This window comes from Paenibacillus sp. FW101-FHT12H11 (genome assembly GCF_058790355.1).
The window spans coordinates 64118-88272 of sequence record NZ_JBYTCO010000008.1; the positions used below are offsets into that span (position 1 = coordinate 64118).

The 24155-nt window shown below is 45.4% G+C and carries 18 protein-coding genes and 1 pseudogene; 4 read left to right on the forward strand and 15 right to left on the reverse strand.

The features are described 5' to 3' along the window. Positions 1 to 45: 45 nt before the first annotated feature. The 3 genes and pseudogenes from AC3WTJ_RS24735 to AC3WTJ_RS24745 form a co-directional block, all read right to left on the reverse strand. On the reverse strand, positions 46 to 498 hold the full coding sequence (locus AC3WTJ_RS24735) for a sensor histidine kinase (protein WP_397369258.1): 453 nt from the start codon (positions 496 to 498) through the stop codon (positions 46 to 48). Positions 499 to 552: 54 nt separating this feature from the next. After that, positions 553 to 5241, reverse strand: a pseudogene (locus tag AC3WTJ_RS24740) (AAA family ATPase); the annotation flags it as partial. Positions 5242 to 5344: 103 nt separating this feature from the next. Next, on the reverse strand, positions 5345 to 6997 hold the full coding sequence (locus tag AC3WTJ_RS24745; protein ID WP_492524088.1) for a hydroxysqualene dehydroxylase: 1653 nt from the start codon (positions 6995 to 6997) through the stop codon (positions 5345 to 5347). A 466-nt stretch (positions 6998 to 7463) separates the two neighbouring features. Here AC3WTJ_RS24745 and AC3WTJ_RS24750 point away from each other — a divergent pair, with 466 nt between their 5' ends. After that, the gene (locus tag AC3WTJ_RS24750) at positions 7464 to 8681 is read left to right on the forward strand and encodes a PASTA domain-containing protein (RefSeq protein WP_492524089.1); all 1218 of its coding nucleotides are present in this window, start codon (positions 7464 to 7466) and stop codon (positions 8679 to 8681) included. Between the two features lie 53 nt (positions 8682 to 8734). Here the strand turns inward: AC3WTJ_RS24750 and AC3WTJ_RS24755 are convergent, their stop codons facing one another. The 4 genes from AC3WTJ_RS24755 to AC3WTJ_RS24770 all read right to left on the reverse strand — a co-directional run bounded on the left by AC3WTJ_RS24755 (position 8735) and on the right by AC3WTJ_RS24770 (position 11611). Beyond that, positions 8735 to 10501: a methyl-accepting chemotaxis protein gene (locus tag AC3WTJ_RS24755; RefSeq protein WP_492524090.1), complete on the reverse strand. Its 1767-nt coding sequence runs from the start codon at positions 10499 to 10501 to the stop codon at positions 8735 to 8737. A gap of 165 nt (positions 10502 to 10666) precedes the next feature. Next, positions 10667 to 11041: a hypothetical protein gene (locus AC3WTJ_RS24760; RefSeq protein ID WP_492524091.1), complete on the reverse strand. Its 375-nt coding sequence runs from the start codon at positions 11039 to 11041 to the stop codon at positions 10667 to 10669. Then, on the reverse strand, positions 11031 to 11201 hold the full coding sequence (locus AC3WTJ_RS24765) for a hypothetical protein (protein WP_157321945.1): 171 nt from the start codon (positions 11199 to 11201) through the stop codon (positions 11031 to 11033). Before AC3WTJ_RS24765 ends, AC3WTJ_RS24760 begins: the two co-directional genes overlap by 11 nt. 224 nt (positions 11202 to 11425) lie before the next feature. Continuing rightward, a complete protein-coding gene (locus AC3WTJ_RS24770) occupies positions 11426 to 11611 on the reverse strand; it encodes a hypothetical protein (protein ID WP_492524092.1) in 186 nt (61 codons plus the stop codon). A 74-nt stretch (positions 11612 to 11685) separates the two neighbouring features. Here AC3WTJ_RS24770 and AC3WTJ_RS24775 point away from each other — a divergent pair, with 74 nt between their 5' ends. Both AC3WTJ_RS24775 and AC3WTJ_RS24780 read left to right on the forward strand, forming a co-directional pair. After that, positions 11686 to 14010 (forward strand): sensor histidine kinase, encoded by a 2325-nt coding sequence (locus AC3WTJ_RS24775; protein WP_492524093.1) that lies wholly within the window; start codon positions 11686 to 11688, stop codon positions 14008 to 14010. Further along, the gene (locus tag AC3WTJ_RS24780; RefSeq protein WP_127450103.1) at positions 14007 to 14654 is read left to right on the forward strand and encodes a response regulator transcription factor; all 648 of its coding nucleotides are present in this window, start codon (positions 14007 to 14009) and stop codon (positions 14652 to 14654) included. The genes AC3WTJ_RS24775 and AC3WTJ_RS24780 overlap by 4 nt, the downstream gene beginning before the upstream one ends. A 109-nt stretch (positions 14655 to 14763) precedes the next feature. Here the strand turns inward: AC3WTJ_RS24780 and AC3WTJ_RS24785 are convergent, their stop codons facing one another. From AC3WTJ_RS24785 to AC3WTJ_RS24815, 7 genes are all read right to left on the reverse strand, one after another. Beyond that, positions 14764 to 15486: a nucleoside phosphorylase gene (locus AC3WTJ_RS24785; protein WP_492524094.1), complete on the reverse strand. Its 723-nt coding sequence runs from the start codon at positions 15484 to 15486 to the stop codon at positions 14764 to 14766. A gap of 1 nt (position 15487) precedes the next feature. Then, a complete protein-coding gene (locus tag AC3WTJ_RS24790; protein ID WP_157321953.1) occupies positions 15488 to 16165 on the reverse strand; it encodes a sulfite oxidase-like oxidoreductase in 678 nt (225 codons plus the stop codon). A gap of 21 nt (positions 16166 to 16186) precedes the next feature. Then, the gene (locus AC3WTJ_RS24795; protein ID WP_492524095.1) at positions 16187 to 17110 is read right to left on the reverse strand and encodes an ABC transporter permease; all 924 of its coding nucleotides are present in this window, start codon (positions 17108 to 17110) and stop codon (positions 16187 to 16189) included. Further along, a complete protein-coding gene (locus AC3WTJ_RS24800; protein WP_157321957.1) occupies positions 17094 to 18161 on the reverse strand; it encodes an ABC transporter permease in 1068 nt (355 codons plus the stop codon). The genes AC3WTJ_RS24795 and AC3WTJ_RS24800 overlap by 17 nt, the downstream gene beginning before the upstream one ends. Continuing rightward, positions 18154 to 19653 (reverse strand): ABC transporter ATP-binding protein, encoded by a 1500-nt coding sequence (locus tag AC3WTJ_RS24805; RefSeq protein WP_492524096.1) that lies wholly within the window; start codon positions 19651 to 19653, stop codon positions 18154 to 18156. The genes AC3WTJ_RS24800 and AC3WTJ_RS24805 overlap by 8 nt, the downstream gene beginning before the upstream one ends. A gap of 90 nt (positions 19654 to 19743) precedes the next feature. Next, positions 19744 to 20775 (reverse strand): BMP family lipoprotein, encoded by a 1032-nt coding sequence (locus tag AC3WTJ_RS24810; RefSeq protein ID WP_127450115.1) that lies wholly within the window; start codon positions 20773 to 20775, stop codon positions 19744 to 19746. Positions 20776 to 21003: 228 nt separating this feature from the next. Continuing rightward, on the reverse strand, positions 21004 to 21273 hold the full coding sequence (locus tag AC3WTJ_RS24815; protein WP_127450117.1) for a late competence development ComFB family protein: 270 nt from the start codon (positions 21271 to 21273) through the stop codon (positions 21004 to 21006). Positions 21274 to 21573: 300 nt separating this feature from the next. Here AC3WTJ_RS24815 and AC3WTJ_RS24820 point away from each other — a divergent pair, with 300 nt between their 5' ends. Continuing rightward, positions 21574 to 22083, forward strand: coding sequence for a metal-dependent hydrolase (locus AC3WTJ_RS24820; RefSeq protein ID WP_157321961.1), 510 nt, complete (start codon positions 21574 to 21576; stop codon positions 22081 to 22083). A 51-nt stretch (positions 22084 to 22134) separates the two neighbouring features. Here the strand turns inward: AC3WTJ_RS24820 and AC3WTJ_RS24825 are convergent, their stop codons facing one another. Beyond that, positions 22135 to 23886, reverse strand: a complete 1752-nt coding sequence (locus AC3WTJ_RS24825; protein ID WP_492524097.1) for a sensor histidine kinase — start codon at positions 23884 to 23886, stop codon at positions 22135 to 22137. Positions 23887 to 24155: the final 269 nt, after the last annotated feature.

Here is a 24155-nt window from a genome sequence, read left to right on the forward strand (position 1 = left end):
CCAAGGGACAGCCTCTTTTTTGATTTTTTCGAGACATCAGCCTCATTAAATTCGGTGTACCGGTAAAGAGAACGAGATACTGCAGCCTTTGCCTAGACGGCTCTCCGCCCAGATCTGTCCGCCATGATATTGGACAATCTCTTTGGCAATCGCAAGGCCAAGCCCGCTTCCGCCAGATGTGCTGCGTGATTTGGAAACCTTATAGAACCGTTCAAAAATGTGCGGCAAATCCTCTTCGCTGATCCCCACGCCTGTGTCGGTCACCCGAATCACAAGCTGTCGCGGATCGCCTTTGATGTCCACATGCACATGAATGAAGCCGCCTTTGGCGGAAAACTTAATGGCATTGTAAATAATATTGGCATACACCTGCTCGATCCGATCCGTATCAACGGTTAACAGCATCTCTTCATCTTCCGACTTCGCCATATCGAGCGTGTAGGTGATACCCGCATTGGCACAGTCCAGCTCATATTTGGCAAACAGTTGGCGCACCATGGTCTGACAGGAAGTAGGCGCGAGCTGGAAATGGAACTGCTTGGTTTCCAAGCGGCTCAGCTGATAAAGATCGGTAATCAGGCGTTGGATACCCACAATGCGCATATGCACAACCGAAAGGTACTTTCTTTGTTCTTCGGGCTCCTGAATCACGCCGTCAAGAATCGCCTCGACGTAACCCTGAATGGAAGTCAGCGGCGTACCCAAATCGTGAGAAATATTCGAGAGCAAGTCGCGTCGCGAAGTCTCCATCAGGATCAATTCATTCGTACGCTCTTTTACTTTGGATTCCAAGTCGTTGTACAGTCTGGCATTTTCAATCGAAATTGCCGCCTGTGCGGACAGCAGCTTGATAATATCAAGGCGGTCCGACGTAAACGCATTGCGAATCAAATTATTTTCCAGATAAAAGACGCCGACGAGATTGCCCTGATGCAGAATCGGTTCACAGAAAATTGATTTACCCTCAGCGGCGCGAATGTAAGGATCATGCGTGAAGATTCCTTTATTCGCGGCATCATCCAGCACGACGCCTTCCTTGGTCCGGGCAACGAAATGAATCACAGCGGCCGGAAGATCTTCCCGTGTTTCCAGAGCGACCGAACTCACCGTACAGGAATCTTTGCCTTCCGTCGCTAGCATTTCCGCCTCGACATACAGGCTTTCCTTCTCCTTCAGAACAAGGATGCTTCGCTCTGCGCCTGATGAATAAGTAACGATTTCCATCAACCGTTTGATAAGCTGCTCCAAATTGACTTCACTGGATAAGGACCTTGACGTATTCATAATCGTCATAAAATCCAACGCCTGCAGCGAATAGTCACTGATATTCGTCGTACTCCAGTCCTGCTGCTCCTTCAGTGAGGTCAAATAGTTTGGATAACGCAGCTTCAACTCATCGGCTTTCGCTTTAGCTCCCCAGCTTAAATAGCCATAATAAGCATCAATGAAGTAAGTCTTAGCGATCTTCTCGCGGCCGGCATCTTTGTAGAGCCTCCCCGCCAACTCGCAGGCGATCGCTTCATGCTGAATGAAGCCCTGCTCCCTTGCTTGCCGGATGGACAACTCATAGTCCTGCTCGGCTTTCTGGAAATTCCCCGTGACACGGCTCCACTCGGCACGCATCAAGGAGCTGAGATGCAGGAAGTTTTCTGGACAGTGGGTCGCCCACTTGTCCATTTTGCGCAGCATTTTACCTATTTGCTTGGCGTAAAGCTTCTGCTCAAAGATGGTTGCATCCTTATACACAGCGGCAATGGATAAAACATAATAGAAATAGTTCTCGGGAATGTGGAACAATCCGAAAGAGACAGACTGCATCGGCTCTGCTTCTTTGCCCGTCTTTAGAGCAGCGTCGTATTGACCGAACAAAAAATACAGCATCATTTTTTTAACCTTATACTCATGTAAAATGACTTGATTCGGGTGGATAATCAGCTTTTGGACAAACCGCTCTTCCGCTGCTTCGTCCGTACCGACGATCAGGGGATTTCCGGCTTTTCCTTCCAGATTCTGAATCACCATACGCAGCATTTCTAACATAAGCAGAGTGTCATGATGGTTGGTTTGCTCCAGGATACGATAGTGCTTATTCAGATCTTCTTGCACTTCCGGAAGCGCCACGCCCTGAAAATCCTTAGCCAACACCTGGTAGGTCAGTGCGTAGCCTGCGAAAACCAGATCTCCGTCTTCAATTCCGCTTTTGAACGACTCATTCAAATGCTCCAAGCTAACTTGCAGCGGTTTGACCCACGGTGTAACAAACAACCCGAAGGAAAAGTGGCTTTTACTGCGGTATTGATGGGATTGGAAACGGGCATTCAATCTCTCGCCAAGCTGGCCGTACTGGTAGCCTAACTGATAATCACCGAAACCTGAGCCAAGGATTAATCCATAGGAACCGTACACGTAGGCCATAACCGGCGTATTGCCGTATTTTAGCGCGTGTTTGGTCATGATGAACATGAAAAGCACGAATAAGTTCGTATTTACAAAATAGGCCGATACAGCAATACTCATCATCAAACTCATCAACTTGAAGCGGTATTCATCCTCCATGATGGGCAGATCATACAGCTGCAGCGTATTTTTGCGCCCAATCTTTGCTTTGAGATTGAGATAAGCCAGAAAAATATTCGCGCTCGTCGGTTCGCTCGGAATCCGAATCCCTTGTTCAGCCAAGGCTTTTAGACCAACCTCGACACTTTTACGCTGCTTTCCGACGTTGGTGTACAAAATAACCTGTAAGTTATACACTTCCAGCTTTAACTCATTCGTTCGGGCATCCAGGAGCAGCTGCCCATAGGAAGTTTCCGCTTCATCCGCTTGGCCGTTCAAATACAGGACTTCGGACTTTTCCAGCCGAATCGAGAAGCTGAGATCCTCCAGCTCCTTATTTTCTACCAGATTCAATAACGTCAAAGCTTTGTTGTAATATTGCAGCGCAGAACGATAGGCATTCGAAGATTTCGCTTTACGGCCAGCCCGCAAGTTAAACTCGAGCAGACTGACAAGCTCCTGGCGATCTTTCAACAACTCGGAACCTAAGTTCATATGGTTGATAATATCGAATAAGCGCTGCTCAATTTGTGCTTCTGGCAAAAACTCCAGCAGCTTGCGCGCAATATGCAAATGGGTCTCAGGCAGATCGGCTTGTTCGATCGAACCGTATACAGCTTCCTGGATGGAATCATGCACGAACATGAAGCGAATGTCTTGAGCGGCGGAATTGCCTTGCGAATCCGTATAAAATTTATAATCCGTACCCACGGGGATGATCAAACCCGTCTGAATGGAAACTTCCAGTTCCTGTAAAACTTCCTCAAATGACGTCATCGCAATGATGCCAAGCGCCTCGAGATCAAAGGTTGCACCTAAGCAGGCTGCCTGACGCAATAAATATTGCGTTCTGGACGGCATACGCAGCAATTTTTCCGCCAAAAGGAACATGAGATTGTCTGTAATTCGCAACTTTTGAATTTCATTCATATCCCAAATCCATCGATTGGCTTCGTAGCTGTAGGTAAGCAAATTTTGCTCGTATAAGGCTGTTAGGAATTGCTTAACGAAGAAGGGATTGCCTCCTGTTTTCTGCAGGATCAGCTGAGCCAACTCGGCTACTTGATGGTTTTCCGTCTTTAATGACTCCGCAACCAACTGCTTGACATCGCCGATTTCCAGTGCTTTCAGCACAATGCGTTCCGCAACAAGCCGCTCCGGCAGCTTATCGAGCAGTTGAACATGTGTGGAGGATAACCAATTGGTATCGTGTTCGCTTCGGTAAGCCCCAATAAATAGGAAATGCCTCATCTGTGAATCGTTTAGAAGCAGATCGATAAACTGCAAGGAGGCCGCATCCGCCCATTGCAAGTCGTCAAGAAACAAGACGATAGGCCTGTCTTTCGAGCAAAAGATAAGCAAAAATTGCTGTAATAAGAAATGCAACCGGTTTTGCGTTTCTTGCGGCGGGAGCTGCTTCGCATTAGGCTGTTCGCCGATCAGCAGATCCAGCTCCGGAATGAGATCGGTTAATACTTTACCGCTCGTTCCCAGCACTTTGAGCAGCTGTCCTCGGTACTCTTCGATTTGTTGGTCCTTCTCGGTCAGAAGCTGACGGACCAGCTGCCGAAGCGCTCTCGATAGCGCGTGGTAGGAGACATGCTGTTTGCCGGGTTCAAAACGCCCGGCCAAGAACCAGCTATTGTCCTTCATCACCGTCTTCATCGTCTCCGCGATAAGGAACGATTTGCCGTAACCGGACTCCCCCGTCACCCACACGGCTTCTACGGAGCCATGAATCGCGCGCGAATAGACATGCAGCAGCTTTTCGATTTCCTGGGAACGCCCGTATAACCCCTGCGGGATTTGGAACATATCGGTCATATCGTAGAGACCAATGGTGAAGTCTTGGATTTCGTCCGGCGCATTGACCATCATCAGACAATGCTCAAGGTCCTGAATGATCCCGTAAGCACTTTGATAGCGGTCTTCGGCGTTTTTGGCCAGGAGTTTCATGACAATCTCCGCAAGCGGCTTCGGTATGTCCATTCTTATGTTGTCAGGAGAAATCGGCGTCACTGCAAAATGGCAATGAATCATCTCCACCGGATCTTCGGTTTGAAAAGGAAGCCGGCCCGTGAGCATTTCGTAAAAAGTAACCCCTAGCGAATAATAGTCCGAGCGATAATCGATAATCCGATTCATGCGGCCTGTTTGTTCCGGGGACATATAACTCAGTGTTCCTTCAAGTTGATGCGGATCTAACATTTCCTGGCGCTCTCTGGTAAAGGAGGAGATGCTGAAATCTGCCAGTTTCATAATCTTTTTATCAGGATTCGTAATGATGTTGCTTGGCTTAATATCTTTGTGTATCACATATCGCTGATGAATATTCCCGACGATTTTGACCAACTGAATCGCAGCCGTTAAGAAAGCCTGAAGCGACTGGCGAAACAAAGGAAAGTAAGCCGATAAGGTGTCGCCGTCAAAGTCCTCCAAAACAAGCGCGATGCTGTTCTGATATTTAGGCAGCCCCAGCGGTTTCACAATGCCGGCGATGTCGAGCATTTTGCCAATTTCGTATTCTCGCTTCAGTCGTGCTACATCCGCAGAAACCGGAAAATCCGACCGAAGGGTTTTGATAATGACTTTTTCCATAGTCGGCTTATGGATGGCTCGGAACAGCACGGTCCGGTCGCCCTGATAAATCTGTCTAATCAATTCAAATTCCGGCAAAATTAACATAAAATCCTCCTAGTAAAACTTGCTGCCAGGTACTTTCACAGACAAACGCCCCTTAACAATCAAGGAGCGCGTTGGCCTGGAGTGATATGTGATCTGCTATGTATTACAAACCTAAAATCTTGCCGTCCCAAGGAAGTCCCTTCTCAAAACGGTGCTTGTCATGCATATGATACGGCTTCAATATGTCGAGGTGCCCCAGCTCAAAGGTGTACATTTCCCAAATCTTACATGGCTTTTCCTTCGAACCGTCTCGTTCGAGAATCGCATTCACCGCACGGCGCGCCGCTTCATTGGCGCCTTCCATCGTGGCAAGGTTCGTATTCGTACGAACGTAGTCCGCCGCCAGGAACAAATTCGGAATAGCCGTATAAGCTTCTGGACGGTAATCCCAAGTTCCTACGCGGTTAATCAGCAGCGGCTCCATATTCGTGCAGGCGTGATCAGGATTATCAAATTGGATATCGGTATCCAGGAACCAGGAATGCAGAACTTCGTCCTCCAAAATGACGGCGCCGTCCACATTCAAGCTTTTCTTCATCTGTGCCCAGACTTCCTCTTTAATTTCTTCAGCCGTACAATGTGTAGCTGGTTTACCATATAGAATCCCTGGCGTATCCCAATCGGAAATATCAACGGACAGTATACCTTTAACCGTACCGTCGCCATACTCGCTCAGATGAACATCAGGCCAGAATTGTTTCTGCGAAACAGATGTGAGCGACCAAGGCGCATCCAAGTAAATGACATGGCCGTGCGTAATCTTAACATCCTCTTTCAAATAATACTGGATCCCGTTCATCCACGCCACAGAATCAACCAACTTTTGAACGCCGGCAAGCTTTGGATCTGCTTCCAGCATTGCGCCAGTGATGAATTTCCCCATCACCTCTACCGGGAATGCAGCAATGTAGTAATCCGCTTCAACGTCAAACGTTTGTCCGTTCTCCGTCACCTTCGCGCTGCGAATGACTCCGTCAACACACTCGATGCTCTCTACTTTTGCAGCCAAGTGATAATCAACGCCTTTTTCTGTTAAAAAGGATAACCACGGGTTCACCCATTTGTCATTCGTGGGACCGTTCAGAAGCCGGACAAAGCTCGTCCCTGGCGTTGTGATGTCCAAAGTCATCTGTGTAGCTACTGGACCTACGGTTTGCGTGTTGGCAATCTTGGATTGGCAGGCAACAAGGGTTTTGGTGAAACCTGCAAATATTTTCTGGAAAGCAGGGGATTGCTGCTCGGCCTCGATGAATGTCCACCAATCGATCAGGTTATATTCCTCGCGGATACGCTCCTCGCAGGAGGTCATAACTTGCCATAACTTACGTCCATACTGCTCCATGTCGTCCATTGTCAAACCCAGATTATTATCGAAAAGATCGCGGATAACAACCAGGAAGTTATCAAGGCTGAACTCAATCTTCGCGAGCAATGGAAGCAAAGGTGCCGTGAAAGTCGCAATATCGAGTCTTGTCACTTCCATTAAATTATCATACACGGTTCCGTTTTCATAGGGAATATGTTGTATAGTATCAATTACATGTCTGTAAAAACGTGGAAACAATCGGAAGCCATGTTCGCCTGGGAGATCTCTTCTCCCGTCAGTTCCGCTTCCTACATACGGCATGCTTCTTGCTTTTCCGCCGGGTATAGTCTTAAATTCATAGACCGATACCTCATAACCTCTTGTGATTAATTCATGCGCTGCGCTCATTCCAGCGACGCCGCCACCCAAAATTGCGACTTTTTTCACCATAATTCCCCCTCGATTTGGATCATATTGTAAAATTATCTGTAAACTATCATACCATCTAGGCAATTCGAATCATAGACTTTTGGTTCAATAGAAATAGAAAAAAACTGAAAAACGTTACCCTTTTCCAGCAAAATTAGGTCTTGTTATTTTTTTCGCATGTATTGTAGCCTGGATAAGCTATGAAATATAAAATTCTCGTTTAATTTTCTAAAGCCTTGTTCCAAAACCAGGCAAAAAGGTGTACAGTAAAGTCTATGAAGGAATTAGCTTCACCTCTTGATCTTAACTCGACTTTACTCCTATTTTCACCCCGCCTATTCCGAACGATCATCATAATCTTTAACTAAAAAATTCGCTTTTCTATTGTTATTGCAGCAAACAAGATACCAAAATTCCTATATCTCACCGAATCATATATAATATAGGCAATGCTCATATGATGCCATCAAGAGAGGATGGATATTCCATGCATAACAAGATGGGTACACGATACATACCGGGAACCCGGATCATCAGTTTACCTCAGGGCACTCTTCATGATGGAGAAGATGTATTTCTGACTCGTAAAGTTCTTCTTTATAACATAAAGCTTGTTCCCGGACAGATTGGCGCAGATTATATGCGAACTCTTCATCACAAGGCTGCTTTCATCCACGACGGTTTTCAGCATATTCTGGACACTTCCGTAGAAGAAGATTCTGTAACCATTATTTTACAAGCTAAGCCAGGAGCATTATTTTCTCGCGTCATCCATAAACAACCGTGGACATTCCATCAAATCATCACGATGATCGCAGATCTGGGAGTCTCTTTGCTCGATGCTTTGGAGGAACGGATTACCGGATTCTCCGTAGCCGCCGAAAACCTGTGGCTAGATGATCATTATAAGCTTACTGTTATCAATTATTGGGACGAGGGGGATGCGCAGGCACAAGGCGCAATCGGGCTCTGCCGCTTGATGCTTCAACTCTTTAGCGGCACGCAGCCGAGTACAACTCCGTTTGAAGTAATTCATACGCAGTTAGAGCGTACGCCTATCCCTTCGGCTACTCCCGAGCAGAAAGCTGCCCTCATCAAGCTAGTGAAGCTCATCTGTCAAGGCCAAGCTTCCCTATCCTCCTTCGTATTTGGTTTGCGCAGCTTGCAGCCTTCCAGCTTCAAGGAAGAAGCTTTCGCCTCACCCATTCATCGCCCATCCCGATCTCAGAAGGCGCAGGTGGCCGCCAACGAGGAAGAGGATATGGATGAGGACGAAGAAACCGAGCAAAGTTACACAAAGAACCGGCTACGTAAAGTTGGTATCGGAGCATCTGCCGTGTTCGTTGTGGCTATTGCCGGTTGGATCCTTTGGCCTTCTTCAGAGAAGAAGCAGCCTGTTGTTAATACGCCTGTGCAGACCGCTACGCCGACTCCACAGACGAGTACCCCAACCCCCACGCCTGTACCAACGAAAACAGTTGGCGATGCCAATAAGCAGCCAGTGGAGGTAGAGATCCCCAATCTGCTTGGGAAAGCTCTTGCTGATGCTGAACAAGAAGCCCTAGCCTTGAGACTACGCTATAATTTTGTCATTGAAGCAAGTAATTCTCCTGACGGTACGGTCTTTAAGCAAGACCCTCAGCCTGGGACCAAAGGATTCCAGGGCGATAGTGTAACGTTCTGGGTGAGCAAGCAAAGCCAGTAAAGGTAGGAAGTAACAAAACAGCCTCTCATCCAGAGAGGCTGTTTCTCATTCAACTATACCTTGATTTGATCGATAGACTTTCGCATTTCATCTGTAAGCCCGCTTAGCGCATCTGCCGAATCAGCGATTTCTTGCGCTATTTTGAGCTGCTCATGGGTCAACTTATGGATGTTCGTTGTGCCGTCCGATGATGATTTCGCAATATGCGCAATATCGACAACGGAAGCTGCGACTTCCTCAGAACCCGCAGACATTTCTTCCGTTACCGAAGATATCTCCTGGATCTGATGGGAAACGAAGCGGAATTGTTCCACAATATGACGGAAAAACTCTTCTGCTTTTCTGGAAAGATCAGCGCCCGTTTGAATTTCGCTCCGACCTGCTTCCATCGCCTCTCCCATACGCTCAGTCTCACGATGAATATTTTGCAATAAGGACGCGATCAGCTTCGCCGATTCCGCAGCGTGATCCGCCAGCTTGCGCACTTCTCCGGCTACGACCGCGAAGCCCGCTCCATGTTCGCCGGCTCTTGCGGCTTCGATCGACGCGTTCAAGGCCAACAATTTCGTTTGCTCCGAGATATCGGAAATGGCGGATAAGGCAATACCGATCTCCTTCGAGTGGCCGCGAAGGGAGGCCGCACGATCGATTGCTTCTTGCGTAGCTGTCGTAATCGTCACGAATTGTCCGTTCATGTTCTGAACGATCGATTGCCCCGATTGCGCGCTTTGCAGCGCGTTGTTGGATGCGTCGGCAACGGTCAAGGAAGCTTCGGAAATGCGGTGAATAGCCGTCGCCATTTCTTCCATGGACCGAGCGCTCTCGTTGGTGCTGAACTGTACGGTATTAGCGCCGTCAGCCACCACTTGGAGGGATGTATTCACATTCGTATTCATCTCCAGCAAACGGTGAGCTTGCACATTGAAATGCTGCGTGGTCACTACAAACTGCTCCGACGTATGCGAGACCTGCGATACAATCGTTCGCAGCATATCATTAATGTCGTTAGACATCTTCATCATCGCGCGGTATACGGTTCCGATTTCATCGATAGAGCGAACCGGATTAGCAGCTAATTGCTTTCTTGCGCTTAAGAAGTCTCCTTTTGCTATGCTCTCCGCACCTGCCCCAATCCATTGCAAAGGAAGAAGGGCACGGGTGACTACGAGCGTAACAAGTCCAAGTCCAAGTATGGTGAGAACAAGCATCAATCCATAAATCGGCAGATTGCTTTTAATGACACTGGCGGAAATTTGCTCCGTCACGCCCGCCTCCGTATCAATGCCAAGAACAGCAATCACTTTGCCCTCGGCATTTTTCACAGGGGTATAGGTTGAGATGTATTTCCCGTATTTCGGATTATCGATAATCGCCGAGCTTGCCGAAACGCCCTTCAACAGTGTTTCAACTTCCGTTGCCGCGATGTCCGTCTCCTCATTGATGGGAGATGCGACGTCCGACCCCTTAGGCTGTCCATCGATCATAATGAGAGGTTTGTGCTGGTCATCGAAACGAACCAAATAGACATATAGCGCTCCGATTTGCGTACGATATGTATCCAGCTGCTGTCTTATTTGCCAATAGAGATCATTTTCCTTGGGGTCTTTCAAAAATTGTTCGATTTGGCCAATATCCATTCCTTTGGTATAGCTATCTGAAAGCCGAATACCGTAACTAGCTATCGCTTCCTTCCCCGCATGTTTGGCATTGCGGAATTCCATGGTGATATAACCGGCGGACAGTGCCAAAACAACAATCATAACAGCGGCTACAATACGAACTACCAAGTGTTTTCTGAACCATCGAACACTATGTAACATATGATATTCCCCTTATCCTCATCATCTATTTCGATTGTTTTCGACAATTGTTTCGACAATGATATGGAAAATCCTTCTTCTATGAACAGGAATTTAGTTCAAAGGTCCCTTATAAATAAAAATGATCAGACAGAATTGCTCTGTCCAACCATTTTGAAATTTATATTAAGATTGTAAATCCGTATATTCACTGTTATCAGACAAGCGTCCTAGGAAGGTAACGACGATCATTTTATACCGTGAATGGCCTGCACGAAGCTCATTTTCTTCCATCAGCTCAAATTCAGCCACCATCTCTACATCATCATCAATGATAAACATCGTCGGTTCGTTGCCGTTACTGGGCTTAATTCGCTCATCTTCAAGCTTCTTCCGTACAAATAAGTTAACCTCTTCGAGATTCGCTTTTTCATGCGTAACGCGCTCGCCAAATCGGGAATGAGCATGACCGGTTACGACCAGATCGGCGATTTGTTTACCGCCTAGCTCAGCAGCCAAAGGTTCGTAAGTACTCCACCGATTCATCTTCTTATCGCTCATTCCCAGTATTCCACCGGTGATTCGCTTCGATCATATCCATCATCTTTTTCATGGAAATTTGGATTTGTTCTTTTGAGGGCAGGGAAAGCGTGCTGTAGGTTTGTTTAACAACATCCGTTAACACCGTATCAAACATAAATTCAAACTGTTCGTTATTCATTATGAAATCCCTCCTTATTTACATGATTTTGGAAAATTGCCTACTTACATCATATATCGAAGCGCTCTAAATATCAGCGCAATAATTATTTTCGTAAATACACCTCCGATTCTCAAATAAACGCACATTTTTTTGCGCAAAAAAAAAGATAGCAGCTAGATTTTAAAAATCTAATTGCAATCTTTTTGAGAGATTTGGTAAAATTAAGTAACGGTGTACATGAACTAAAACCAAAATTCTTCTTTCGGTTCGTTCTTTCTAGAATTGGTAAACGTTTTCATAATTGCCTGTTTTTCGCAACCCGAAACACCTGTCAGACCTTGAAGTGCGGACAATCTTTCGCTCAAACCCAATTTTTTCAAAGAAGCAATGGTGGTTGATAAATCCGGTGACCATGTTGCACTAATCATACACATACCCCCTAATTCACCCAAATTAAGTAACAACTGCTATTATAGCAGTGAATGAGAGGAAGATATAGTGATTGAATCACAAATTATATAAAATTCTTCTATCTTTTTGTTTAGCAGGCTTGCAGATTTGGTTTTTATTCGTCACCTTCCAATACACATTCTTCGGAATTCAATTACAGCGAAATGAACTAATGGAATGGCATATCAAATCGTTTCAAGAAAACAACATCCGATTGGAGCTGGGACTTCAAGTTGGCGACAAAATCGTTGCTGTAAACGGAAAAGCCCCTAACGAAAACAACATTGTCCAAAAATGGGCCACGATCGAGCAAGCGGATACGATTACCATCTCCAGGAATGACCGGCAAATAACGATTTCATTAGAACAGATTGTTCAACCTGCTTTCGACTTTATCTCTTTGTTCGGAGAAATTATTTGTCTTTGTGTGTCTTTTATGATCCTGTGGAAAATACCCCACTCCAAATCAGCTCGTCTGCTATCGCTTGTTTTTCTCATTGTAGGCATCATTTTCATGTGCATCCCCCCTTCCGCTCGCGGAGATAGTTTGGCGAAAGTGCTGATTAGCAATCTTGTGATGATCATGCCATTTGTCTTCGTTCATTTTCTTACTTTATTTTTCAAAGAAAAAAGCGGCGTCTCACTGCCAACCGCCTATTTGAAATATGTCTATAGCTTCATGTTTCTCACTTTTATTGGTAGATGCATCTATTTCACGCCGCTGGACACATATAAGTTTTATATATTAGACTATCGCTGTGTCCTACTTTTATTTTTGTGCGGGTTCTTACTGAATATCGGATTATTATTTTATGTGTTTTTCAAATATCGACGGGAGAATTCTTCCATACAGGCCATTATCAAGCTTGTCTGGTTCGCCCTCTTTATTTCGACTGCGCCGTTAGCTTTTCTATCTTTCCTACCCATTTTGTTCACAGGAGCGCCGCTCGTTAAATCGCTTTATACGGGATATTTTGTGGTGTTCTTTCCATTATCGTTTACTTATATCATCGTCACCAAGCAATTGTTTGATATTCATATCTTGCTTCGCCGCATTCTGTACACGTCGCTTATTTCAATGGTGCCAACTACTTTAATCGTGCTCATGATCGCTTTGATCTTTAGTAATGAAGTCACTGTGAAAAACATGTCGTTAAGCTTCTTATTTATTTTAACAACCATTTCCTTCTTGCTTTATGTACTTGAATATTTTGTCACAAAACTGGATGCTATCATGTTTCCCAAAAAGTTTTACTTGCAGCTTGCCCTTAAGAAAATTGCAAGAAACTTGCGGACCATTACGAGTTTTCGCGAATTAAAAGATATTATTCTGGTAGATATCGTAAGTACCCTCAACGTCTACGGTGGGGCCATCGTTTTTCAATACCCGCATTCCATGGAAACCATTGGCGAAGGCGTTTTGGATTTAAACGAAATCGAACAATACTTGCGTGAAAATCGATTGGATGACTCGAAATATTCTATTTTTGTTATTAATCAAAACGAAGAGTACTCCTGCTACTTAGTCACAGCAAGAAAAAAAACCAACACCCTGCTAAGTCTGGAGGAACGCCAGTGGTTAAGCCTGATCATTTCTTATTTGGCGGTAAGCTTGGAAAATATCTATCTGATCCGTAAATTAACGGTTAAACTGCATGATCTGGCTTCGCAAATTCCGAATGAGGAGGCTGGACAGGACGTTGTTTGGCTTCGCAAATCGCTTTTTGAACTACAGGAACAAGAACGATACAGGCTTGCTACGGATCTGCATGACACGACAATGCAGGACATTTTATTAGTACGTAGAAGATTAATTTCTTTTATCAATAATAACGAGGATCAACAGCAAGTGGTTCAAGCGATCAAACACCTGGATCTGGTTAATGAAAGCTTGCGTCAAAGCTGCTTTGAATTAAATCCTCATTTGCTTCAAAATATTGGGTTAATTCAAACCATACAAGCGACATTGGATCTGGATATTGGCTTAAACGAATATGAAACGCAATTCCACGTGGATGGCACTTTGATCATTGAAAGGCTCGATATTGATATTAAAAAGCATATTTTCCGTATCTTTCAAGAACTTATGCACAATGCCAAGAAACACTCAAACGCCTCCAAAGTCATCATTAAACTGGCTGTCGCTGATGATAACTTGTGTTTATTTTATCGGGATGATGGGGTTGGCATTGACCCGCACGCTCTCGCTAAGGACAAAAGACAACGAACTATTGCTAACACCAGCTTTGGACTAGAGCAGATGAAAAGCCGTGTTTTACATTTGAGTGGACATCTAGAGCTTCTCTCCGATCGGGGAAGCGGCGTTGAACTCACCATTCGGATTCCCATACCTACTCAGGAAGGAAGTACTGCATGAACAAGCAATCAAAAATTTTAATCGTAGATGATCACCCTTTAATGGCTGAGGCAACTTCCAGTACGCTCAAACAAATTGACGGCGTGCAAATTGTCGGGATTGCAGGCAATGCCAAACAATGCCTAGAACTTGTGGACTTGCATGTGCCGGATATTGTATTTCTGGACTTTAATTTGCCGGATCAGTACGGAGATGAAGTTGCCAAGATCATTAAAGGTAAATATCCCACGACACATCTCGTTATCTTCTCCGGCATCGAATTATCACATCTCTATAACCATTTGATTGGGCTGGAGGTTAGCGCGGTCATCTCTAAGGAGTCCAGCGGGACGCTCATCAAGAGCTTGGTCACTCTGTTGATGGAGAACTTTACAGTTGTACCTGTTCCTGTTTTCCACAAGATGAGAGTATCGAGCGGGAATTTGCACCAGACGGATTTATTGGACGATGATGAAGTGAATATGATGACGATGATTGTTCAAGGCTTAACCAATGAACAGATGGCGGATGAAGTACATATGAGCAAACGTACGGTCGATAATTATGTTCGGAAAATTTACGAGAAATTAGGCGTGAAATCCCGTGCGCAAGCGGTGGATAAATTCAATCAGTTCAAGCACATTTTTGATGTTAACCGCAGGTAAGGAAAGGGAATCTTCAGCCGAGCGGCTGGTACCACAGATAAGTCAGACGCAGTAGCAAAAAGAGGTCAGCCAGCTTACGCTGATTGACCTCTTTTCTATTTTGTACATCTTACTGGTTCAATTTAACTATAGCACGTATAGCAGCATCAATTTCCCGCTCAACAGCACCAGAAACCACATCTGTATGTGGATCATACACTTCTCTCAGATCCGCATCTGCGTAACCATCCAATGCGACTATCGCTCCGGCCCGCACTCCGCGGAGTGCTGCAATGACGTATAACGCAGAGATTTCCATCTCAACAGCCAAGGCGCCCGCCTGCTTGTATTTCCGATGAGGGAATTCCTCCACACCTTGGAAAAAGGCATCCAACGTGACGGTAATTCCCTTTTTCACCAGACCGTCTGTCTCGCTTGCAGCTTCAAACAGTGCCCGTACAACATCTGAATCGGCTACTGCCGGGAAGCCTAGCGGTACCAACTGACGTGTCAAGCCATCTTCCCGAACCGCTGCCGTGCTCACTACCAAGCTCCCCGGAGGGACTTCTGCCGAGTAAGAGCCTGCGGTTCCAACACGAATCAACGTCTTTACGCCGCCTTTGATCAACTCTTCAAAGCAAACCGCAGCTCCTGGCGACCCAACGCCATGGCTGACAACGGTAATCGCTACGCCAGACGCTTCACCAACGAAAGTCCGGTATTCTCTGCTGAAGGCCAGCTCACGAACATTGTCCAACTTACGTGCGATAGCTTCTGCTCGGAATGGATCCCCGCAAACAATCGCGTATGGACTCAAATCCTCTGTGTTTACCTGTAAAATGGATAATTTCAATTTAATCGAACTCCTTTCTAACCCACTCGTCTTCCGGAATCGGAATCGCTTCCCCCGAGAAGCGCTGTTCTTGAAACGGATCTGCGACATTATGGAACCCATTACGCTCCCAGAATCCTTCACGGTCTTCTTTCATGAATTCAATACCCTGAATCCATTTGGCGCTTTTCCAGAAATATAAATGCGGTACGAGCAGACGAAGCGGCCAACCATGTTTAGGCGTAAGCGGTTTGCCGTCATAGCTCATGGCCAGCAAAATGTGATCTCCCATTAGGTCCGTGAGCGGAACGTTCGTTTCATACTCATTATCAGCATGCAGCATCACATACTTACCTTCTGGCTTAACGTTGATAAGCTTAAGGAAATCTCGGAAGAGCACGCCTTCCCAAACCGTATCCAGCTTAGACCAACGCGTCACGCAATGAATGTCGCAGACGATTTGTGTCCGAGGTAACGCAAGCAATTCTTCATAGCTAAACGACTTCTCCTCCGCAACCTCACCGAACACACGCAGCGACCATGTGGACATATCGTATTTCGGCACTTCACCTTCGTGAAGAATGGGAAATCTCTCTGTGACAGCCTGTCCAGGTGGAACTCTGTCTGCAATCTCCTGCGGAACATCAACAGCGGGAATATTCATTCGCTTGATGCGCTCTGCTTTGCTATCTTTGTGCATCTGTCATCCTCCGTTACTCCCTTATCGGGAACTGCCATTCGCCTTCTGTGCATCAGCCAAATAATTGCTTCTCCGGAAGAAAAGCATCGCTAGCAAAGTCACGACGTAAGGCAGCATTTGTGTAAAATGAGTAGGCAGGGAGAATCCCTGCAATCGGATACTGAACGCATCCATCAATCCAAAAAGCAAACTGGATGCCATGACACCAATCGGATTCGCTTGGCCTAACATCGTTGCGACCAGAGCAATAAATCCTCTTCCGGCCGTCATGCCTTCCGTAAACATCGTCACTTGCCCCAGTGAAAGCTGAGCGCCAGCGAGTCCACAGAGCACTCCGCAGATAAGAACCGCCAAGTACTGCATCCGATTTACCTTGATTCCGGTACTTTTGCTGGCAATCGGATTTTCGCCAACCGCGACCAATCGGAATCCCAGAACAGACTTGAACAGAAAATACTGTAGGACAAATACAAGGATAAAGGCCAAGTATACAAGCGGTGAATGCCCGGAAATAATGTCGCCGACGACGGGAATATCTTTAATGAACGGAATATCCCATTTCGGTAATCCGATCATATTTTTATCATAGAAAGCGCCCTTGACATGAAAAATCGCTCGCAAGCTAAACGCAGTCAAACCCAACGCCAAGAAGTTAAACGAGATACCGACAACGATGACATTCGCTTGCAAATGAATACTGATATAAGCAAATATCAAGGAAAAGAGCATCGTAACCGCAACGGCAATAAGAACAGCAGCCAATACATTTCCAGTGTAAAAATTACCCACAATCGCTGAGAATGCGCCGACTAACACGAAACCTTCCAAACCTACGTTAAACAAGCCGACTCTGGAACAAATCGCCCCGCCGAGTGCCGCCAGCAGAATCGGAGCCACCATCCGAATCATTGAACTGAATAAGGATACATCAAGAAGATGCTGCATCGCCCTTGCCTCCTTTCCGTCGTTTCCAAAGGGTGTAGCTGAATTTCGCTGTAACGAACAAGATAAGCAAAGACTGAATAACACTTGAAATCTCTAAAGGGATGCTCGTGTTCCGTTCAACCCCCATACCTCCAGTTTGCAAAGCTGCAAGCAGAACGGCCGCAATTGCCGTACCTAGCGGATGAGCGCCTGAAAGCAGTGTCGCCATAATGCCGGACCAGGCATAACCAGGGTTCGTTATCATGCCATCTGTGTATCGATACTGCATGCCAAGAACTTCGATTGCGCCGGCTAACCCGGCAAACCCGCCACTGGCAAACATACTGGCCAGCATCACTTTCCCTCTGTTCACGCCTCCATACCCGGCAAAAAGCGGATTATATCCTAACATCCGAATTTCATAACCGGCAACCGTATATTTAATAAACAGATACAGGAGTACCGCGAGTGCAATCGCAATAATAAATCCACCGTGGATGCTCATCCCTTGAAATAGTTTGGGCAGCCAGACCCCTTTCTCAATCATCATCGTTTGAGCGAGAGCGGCTGATCCTGTTTTATCCTTAAAAGGATAGGCAACCATGTAGCCTGCAAATAAAGCAGCTATATAATTCATCAGCAGTGTTGTAATGATCAAGTTCATTCTGAACTTGGCGTCCAGCCAACCTGCAAAAGCCGACCATATGCCGCCGGCAATTATTCCGCCGAGTATAGCTGCCAACAATTTAAATAAGGCTGGCCCAGGCAAATAAATTGCGATCATCGCGCTGGATAATGCGCCCAGAATCATTTGACCTTCCGATCCCATGTTGAAAAAACCTGCACGGAACGCGATCGATACGCCTAAACCTACGAGAATCAGCGGTGTGGCTCGGGTCAGCGTATTCGTTATGAAAAAGAAATTGCCGAAAGCACCCTTCCACATCTGTGCATAAGTATCAATTACGGATCCGCCTATCAATGAGATGGCAATCGCACCGCCGATTAAGCCGATGATGACGGCAAGCAGCGGTTGGACCCAAGCGCTTATAGGGAAACGACTTTTAAGCATGAGAAACTCCTCCCGCCATCCACAAGCTAATCTGCTCCTCCGTTGCGTTCTCGGCAGAAATCTCACCAGCGATTCGTCCTTCATACATGACGATAATCCGATCTGAAAGCTTGAGAATTTCTGTTAGCTCCGAGGAAACTAATAATATCGCGCCTTGCTCGTCACGTTTGCGAAGCAATTCTTCGTGAATAAGCTCCATCGCGCCAATATCGACGCCACGAGTGGGCTCTGCTGCGATCAGAAAGGGTTGCTTCTGCGCAATTTCTCTGGCTACGATCAACTTCTGCAGATTACCGCCAGACAGATACTTCACCTTCGCATCCTGCGAGCCTGCTTTAATTTGAAATTGCTGAATGAAGCCACCCACCATTTGCCGCAATTCTTTCCCTTGTAAAAACCCTTTACGGCTGGTGGTTCTGTGATGCCCCATCGTCCCATTTTCTAAGACAGTGCCCTCTTTCGCCGCACCCCATTGATAACGATCCTCCGGAACATGCGAAAGACCAATGTCTCTGATTTCCCGTACGGAAAGTCCCTTCAAATTGTCGCCAAGCAATCGAATCTCCCCATGGTCAATAAATTGCAGACCGGAAATAGCTTGAATCAGCTCGGATTGACCGTTCCCTGAAATACCTGCGATACCCACGATTTCCCCAGCTTTGACATGAAAGCTGACTTTATCCAGAACGGGCTTGCCTTTGTCTCCCATGATTGAGACCTCTTGGACCTGTAGAACGGTTTCACCAAGTTTCACATCACTTTTGGACGTAGGAAGCAGATCTCTGCCCACCATTAGCTTGGACAATTCCTCGACATTGGTTGCCCCGGCATCCAGCTCTCCTGTTACTTTCCCATCACGTAGAACGGTAACCCGGTCAGCAATTTCCATCACTTCATGCAGCTTGTGCGTGATGATAATAAAACTCTTCCCTTGGTTGGCCAAGTTCCGCATAATAACGAGGAGTTCCTTCGCTTCAAGCGGCGTCAATACCCCCGTCGGCTCATCCAAAATAATAATGTCCGCACCTTGATACAGCACCTTCAAAATTTCCACACGCTGCTGCATGCCAAGCGGAATATCCGCCACTTTCTTGTTCGGATCAATCGGCAGACGATACTGCGCGCACAATGCCTCAACTTGCTTGACGGCCTTTTTGCGGTCAAATTTGAGCCCTGACTTAGGTTCATTCCCGATCACAATATTTTCAGCCACTGTAAAAGAGGGAAAAAGCATGAAATGTTGGTGCACCATGCCAATTCGATGACGGATCGCATCCGTAGGATTCGTGAAGGCCACTTTTTTGCCATTCAAAAGAATGTCGCCTGCCGTTGGCTGCTCCATGCCGTACAAAATACGCATTAGCGTTGTTTTTCCAGCTCCATTTTCCCCGACTAATGCATGAATCTCACCTTGACGCAGCGAAAAATCAACATTTGAATTCGCTGTTAAATTGCCATATGTTTTCGTAATTTGACGCATTTGAAGCAGCATAACGGTTTTTCGCTCCTCTGTCTAGACATGAGGAAACTGTTTACGTCTCCGTAAACAGTTCCCATGGTCGATATGAAATGATCGTGCTGATTATTTAACTGGATTTTCAACTTTCACTTTGCCAGAAACGATATCATCGCGAATCGCTTTAACCTTCGTAACTACGTCTTGTCCAATGAAAGGACTAAGCGTAGATTTGCTGTCTTTGGTTACGAAAGTAAGACCAACGCCGTCTTCTTTCAAACCGTAATCGACGGAACCGAATTTAAACGAGCCGTTTACGAAGTCTTTCACCGTTTGGTAAGCCACGGCATCAGTTCCTTTTAGTTGAGAAAGGACGATATGCTGTGGATCCGTTACTGTACGGTCAATATCTTGTCCGGATGTGAAGAAGCCTTTTTCTTTCGCAGCCTCGAATACGCCCAAATCACCAACAGCAGAAGCGGCAGCGATGAAATCAGCACCTTGTGAGAATTGCGTTAATGCTAATTCCTTTGCTTTCGCTGGATCCGTGAAGCTGCCTACGTAGTTAACGATGAATTTAGCATTAGGATTCGTTGCTTTCAAACCTTCTTGGAAGCCAACGGTGTACTTCTTGATCAGCGGGATATCAAGTGCCGCAACCATACCTACGACATTTTTCTTAGTAGCAAGACCAGCTGCCGCACCTAGCAAGTAGGAAGCTTCATGCTCACGGAATACTACACTGCGAACGTTCGGAAGATCGACAACCGTATCAATAATGGCAAAGGATTTCTTCGGATTCTCAGCAGCTACTTTCTTAAGAGCATCTTCGGACTCGAAAGAGCTGGTGATGATGAGATCATAGTTATCGGCAACGGCAGCGCGTAAATTTTGTTCAATGGCGCTTGCATCCGTGGATTCTACTGTTTTAACCGTAATGCCAAACTCTTGTCCAGCTTTCTTAACACCTTCATCCTCTTGTGCGAAAAATGGGTTCAAACCAATTTTCTCCGGTGTAATCAAGATAACTTTCTTATCTGACTTAGCTGTAGCAGCTTTCGTTGCTTCCGCAGCCGGTGCTGCTGTGTCTGTTTTTGCAGTTGCGCAGCCAGTTAGCAATATTGTAACAGCAAACATAGAAATTAAAGCTTTTTTCATGTGTATCTCTCCCCTTGGTGATTATATTTTATGTACAACATTCTTTTGTATATCCTACTAAATAACTCGGATTTAGTCAAAGTATTTTTTTGCTCGACAAATATTAACGAATTATGTTCGAAATATACGAAACTCGTCGATAATTATACTATATTGTCGAATGACATGCTATATAAAAAAGCCAGCCTCCTGAGATGGAGACTAGCTTTGTTCAAATTATGTATGTTACTAGACTTCGTGATGCTGATGATCAGCCACAATATTCGCAGCTTCCATTAATTCACGCATAACATCGGATTGCAACTGCGGGTTAATGTATATGCCTTTAACAAACAATGCGCCCTTTTCACTTGACGTATATCTAGGCGGGATTTTGTTTAAAGCAAGCGCTAGCATATCATCTTTACACTTATTACAATCGCATTTCAATTCGTAATTTTTCTGAAACTCATCAAACATATTGACGACGATCGTTTCCATCGCATTAAAGACTGGCATCGGAGTTAGCTCCTTCACTATTTCAACTATATGTCTATTATAACGTATAAACCTATATTCAAAAAGTGCTCATAGACTAGTTACCCCATCATTATTGACTCATGGTAGGTAACTAATCCTAGTTCCGAGCACCCTAATCAACGATTTCTCATCCCAATTTCAAAGAAATGACCACAACATTCACTAGAATGTGATACGCTGTTTGTTGCATATGCTTGGTGTGAGCAGATTCCGACTGAAAATACGTTTCTGCTTCGAATGCTATACAGTTATAAATAAATTAGACTTAGGGGTTAACTTATGCTGCAAAAAACACACAGTATTGCCGGTTTCATCTCGGCAGAACTCGTACTCGCTTATCAAGATGTAAGCTTTTTCTCATGGGACACGGCCGGAGCTCTTCTGCTGGGCTGCTTGGCAGGAACGCTGGCTGATGTCGACAAACCAGGCTCGACGATGGCCAAGGTTTTATTCCCCTTATCTGCCTTGCTTCGCATTCTGAAGGTCAAGCATCGGACGCTAACCCATTCGATTGTCTTTATCCTCCTGCTAATGATGATCTCATTGCCGATGTCGCCCTTGTACTTCTGGGTTTTCATCGTCGCTTATGCATCGCATCCGCTTATTGATTTGCTCAATGAACGAGGCATTCAACTATTCTGGCCGCTCCCGATGAAAATTCGTTTATTGCCGAAATTCATCGCAATTGATACCGGATCTACAAGCGAAACCGTATTCCGTTGGCTGCTTTTGGCCGTCACCTTACTGATCCCTTTTATGCTTTATGTGTACCCCATGCTGCAAAAATAAATAAAAGCCCCTTCTTCTCTGTCTTAAACAGAAAAGGAAGGGGCTTTACATTTACTGCATAGGAATGGATATTTTAAAGCAAATCCAGCCATCCTCCACACATACTTCGATTGTCCCTTTGTAGTGCTCAATCCGCTCCTTCACGACCGACAAGCCTAATCCTTGATGCTCACCGTCACCTTTGGTGCTGTAGCCGATCGAAAACATTTGATTGTAGTCCTCTACTTGGAAATCCGGCAGCACGGGGTTGGAAACAGAGATCGTCACTTGATTCGACTCCGACCATCCATTCACAATGACCTCCCGTTCACCTGGCGGGAATTTATTCACCTCGTCAAAAGCATTATCAATCAGATTTCCGATAATTTTCACGAGATCAACGGATTTTACCCCTAAAGCTAAACCATCAAGGCCTGTAAATTCATAAGTAAAATCAATTTTCGTCCGCATAGCAAGCGCAAACTTCGCTTGAATCAAAGCAGCGATCGCCGGATGGCCGATACGAATAATATCGTTCACTTCATTGATTTCTTCCAGCAACTCTTTCATGTACTTCATCTGGTCTTCTTTTTTGCCATTTGCAAGCAGCGCATACATGGTCTGCACATGATTTAAGAAGTCATGCCGCTGGCTGCGAATCGTAGCAAACATCAAATCCACATTTTGAATGTACATTTCTTGTGTGGATTGAACCGCGGTTTCACGGCTTTTGGTAATAAATCGGAAAACAAAATAAATAAAGATGCAGCTGCAAACCGTAAACAGAACAACGACAAGCATAAGCTGAACGAGCTGTTTGTTTAAAGTCTCTTGAATCGATTGATAATCCGACGTAATGGAAATGACATAGGGAACTTCTCGCTGGATTTCGGTCAGTTTGTTCTTGACCGGGACGTACATGAATGTTTTGAGAATCGGTTTCCCATTCCAACTCTCTACAACGCTAACCGGTTTATTATTTTCAATGGATTCTTTGTAATACTTCAAATCTTTGTCATTCGTAATGTTGTACGAACCGAACAGCAGCGGCCGATCATACACCGAAATGAAAGATGAGCCGTCATTGCCTTTGTACTCAATTGGCTTAGAACCGAACGTAACCCCATGCAGGCCAGAAATCTCCAAAATATCCTGATTGGCCGCAAGCGTTTTCTTTACAACGGTGTCTGCACCGACGATTTCTTTAAACCGCTGAATTTTATCGGCGTTCACAAACACACAAATAATATAATTGGTTGAACCGTCGTAATAGTACCCGAATTTACTGACATTGCTGGAGCCTGAAGCTGGAACCTCGTAAATGCCGGACCAGAAATTCGGCAGTTTCTGACCTTCAGGAATCGAGACCTGGTGATTCGTCATCAATTGATCAAAGGCCGTAAACCAATAGCCGAAAGGAATTGTGCTTTTGATTTGAAGTTCTTTGGGTTCCGATGACTTGGCGACCATGATATCGTTTCCAACACCACTGCGCTTCATCAGCGAGAAGCCGTCGACACCCGCTTGTTTGGCGAGTTGAACCAATTGTTCATTGGATACTTTATCGGCATCCGGATCAAGCTTGCTCGCGGCGAAAAGTGCGACAGCGCGCAGCTTTTCTCCAACTAAATCTTCCACGAAGAAGGAACCTTCCTCTGACAGTTCAATGGATGTGCGGATTTGGTTGGCCGTCGACTCCATCCTCATCGATAAGGCTTCCGTTAACAGTGATTTCGTATACCAGTAATAAGAGGTATTATTCGTCACCAGCAACAGAATAACGATAATTAAGGTGATGTAGATGACTTTGGAGTTTATTCTCATGAAGATGTTCACACTTTCTATATTTTGTAAAATGAATATTACAAATTCGACACTATGTAAAACTTATGTAAAACTTTTTTCGACACTATCCGAAATTAGTTGTCCCTTTCAGTAGTATAGTAGGATAGGAAAGCCTTGTCTATCAATTAATATTGCGGTTTATAAACCATTGGTAAGATAGGGAAAATTACCAAGAAACAGGATGGAAATTAGGGGTGGATTTCTCGTTGGTTTCTTCCTCATTGAAACGGAACTACAGGGCTTTATTT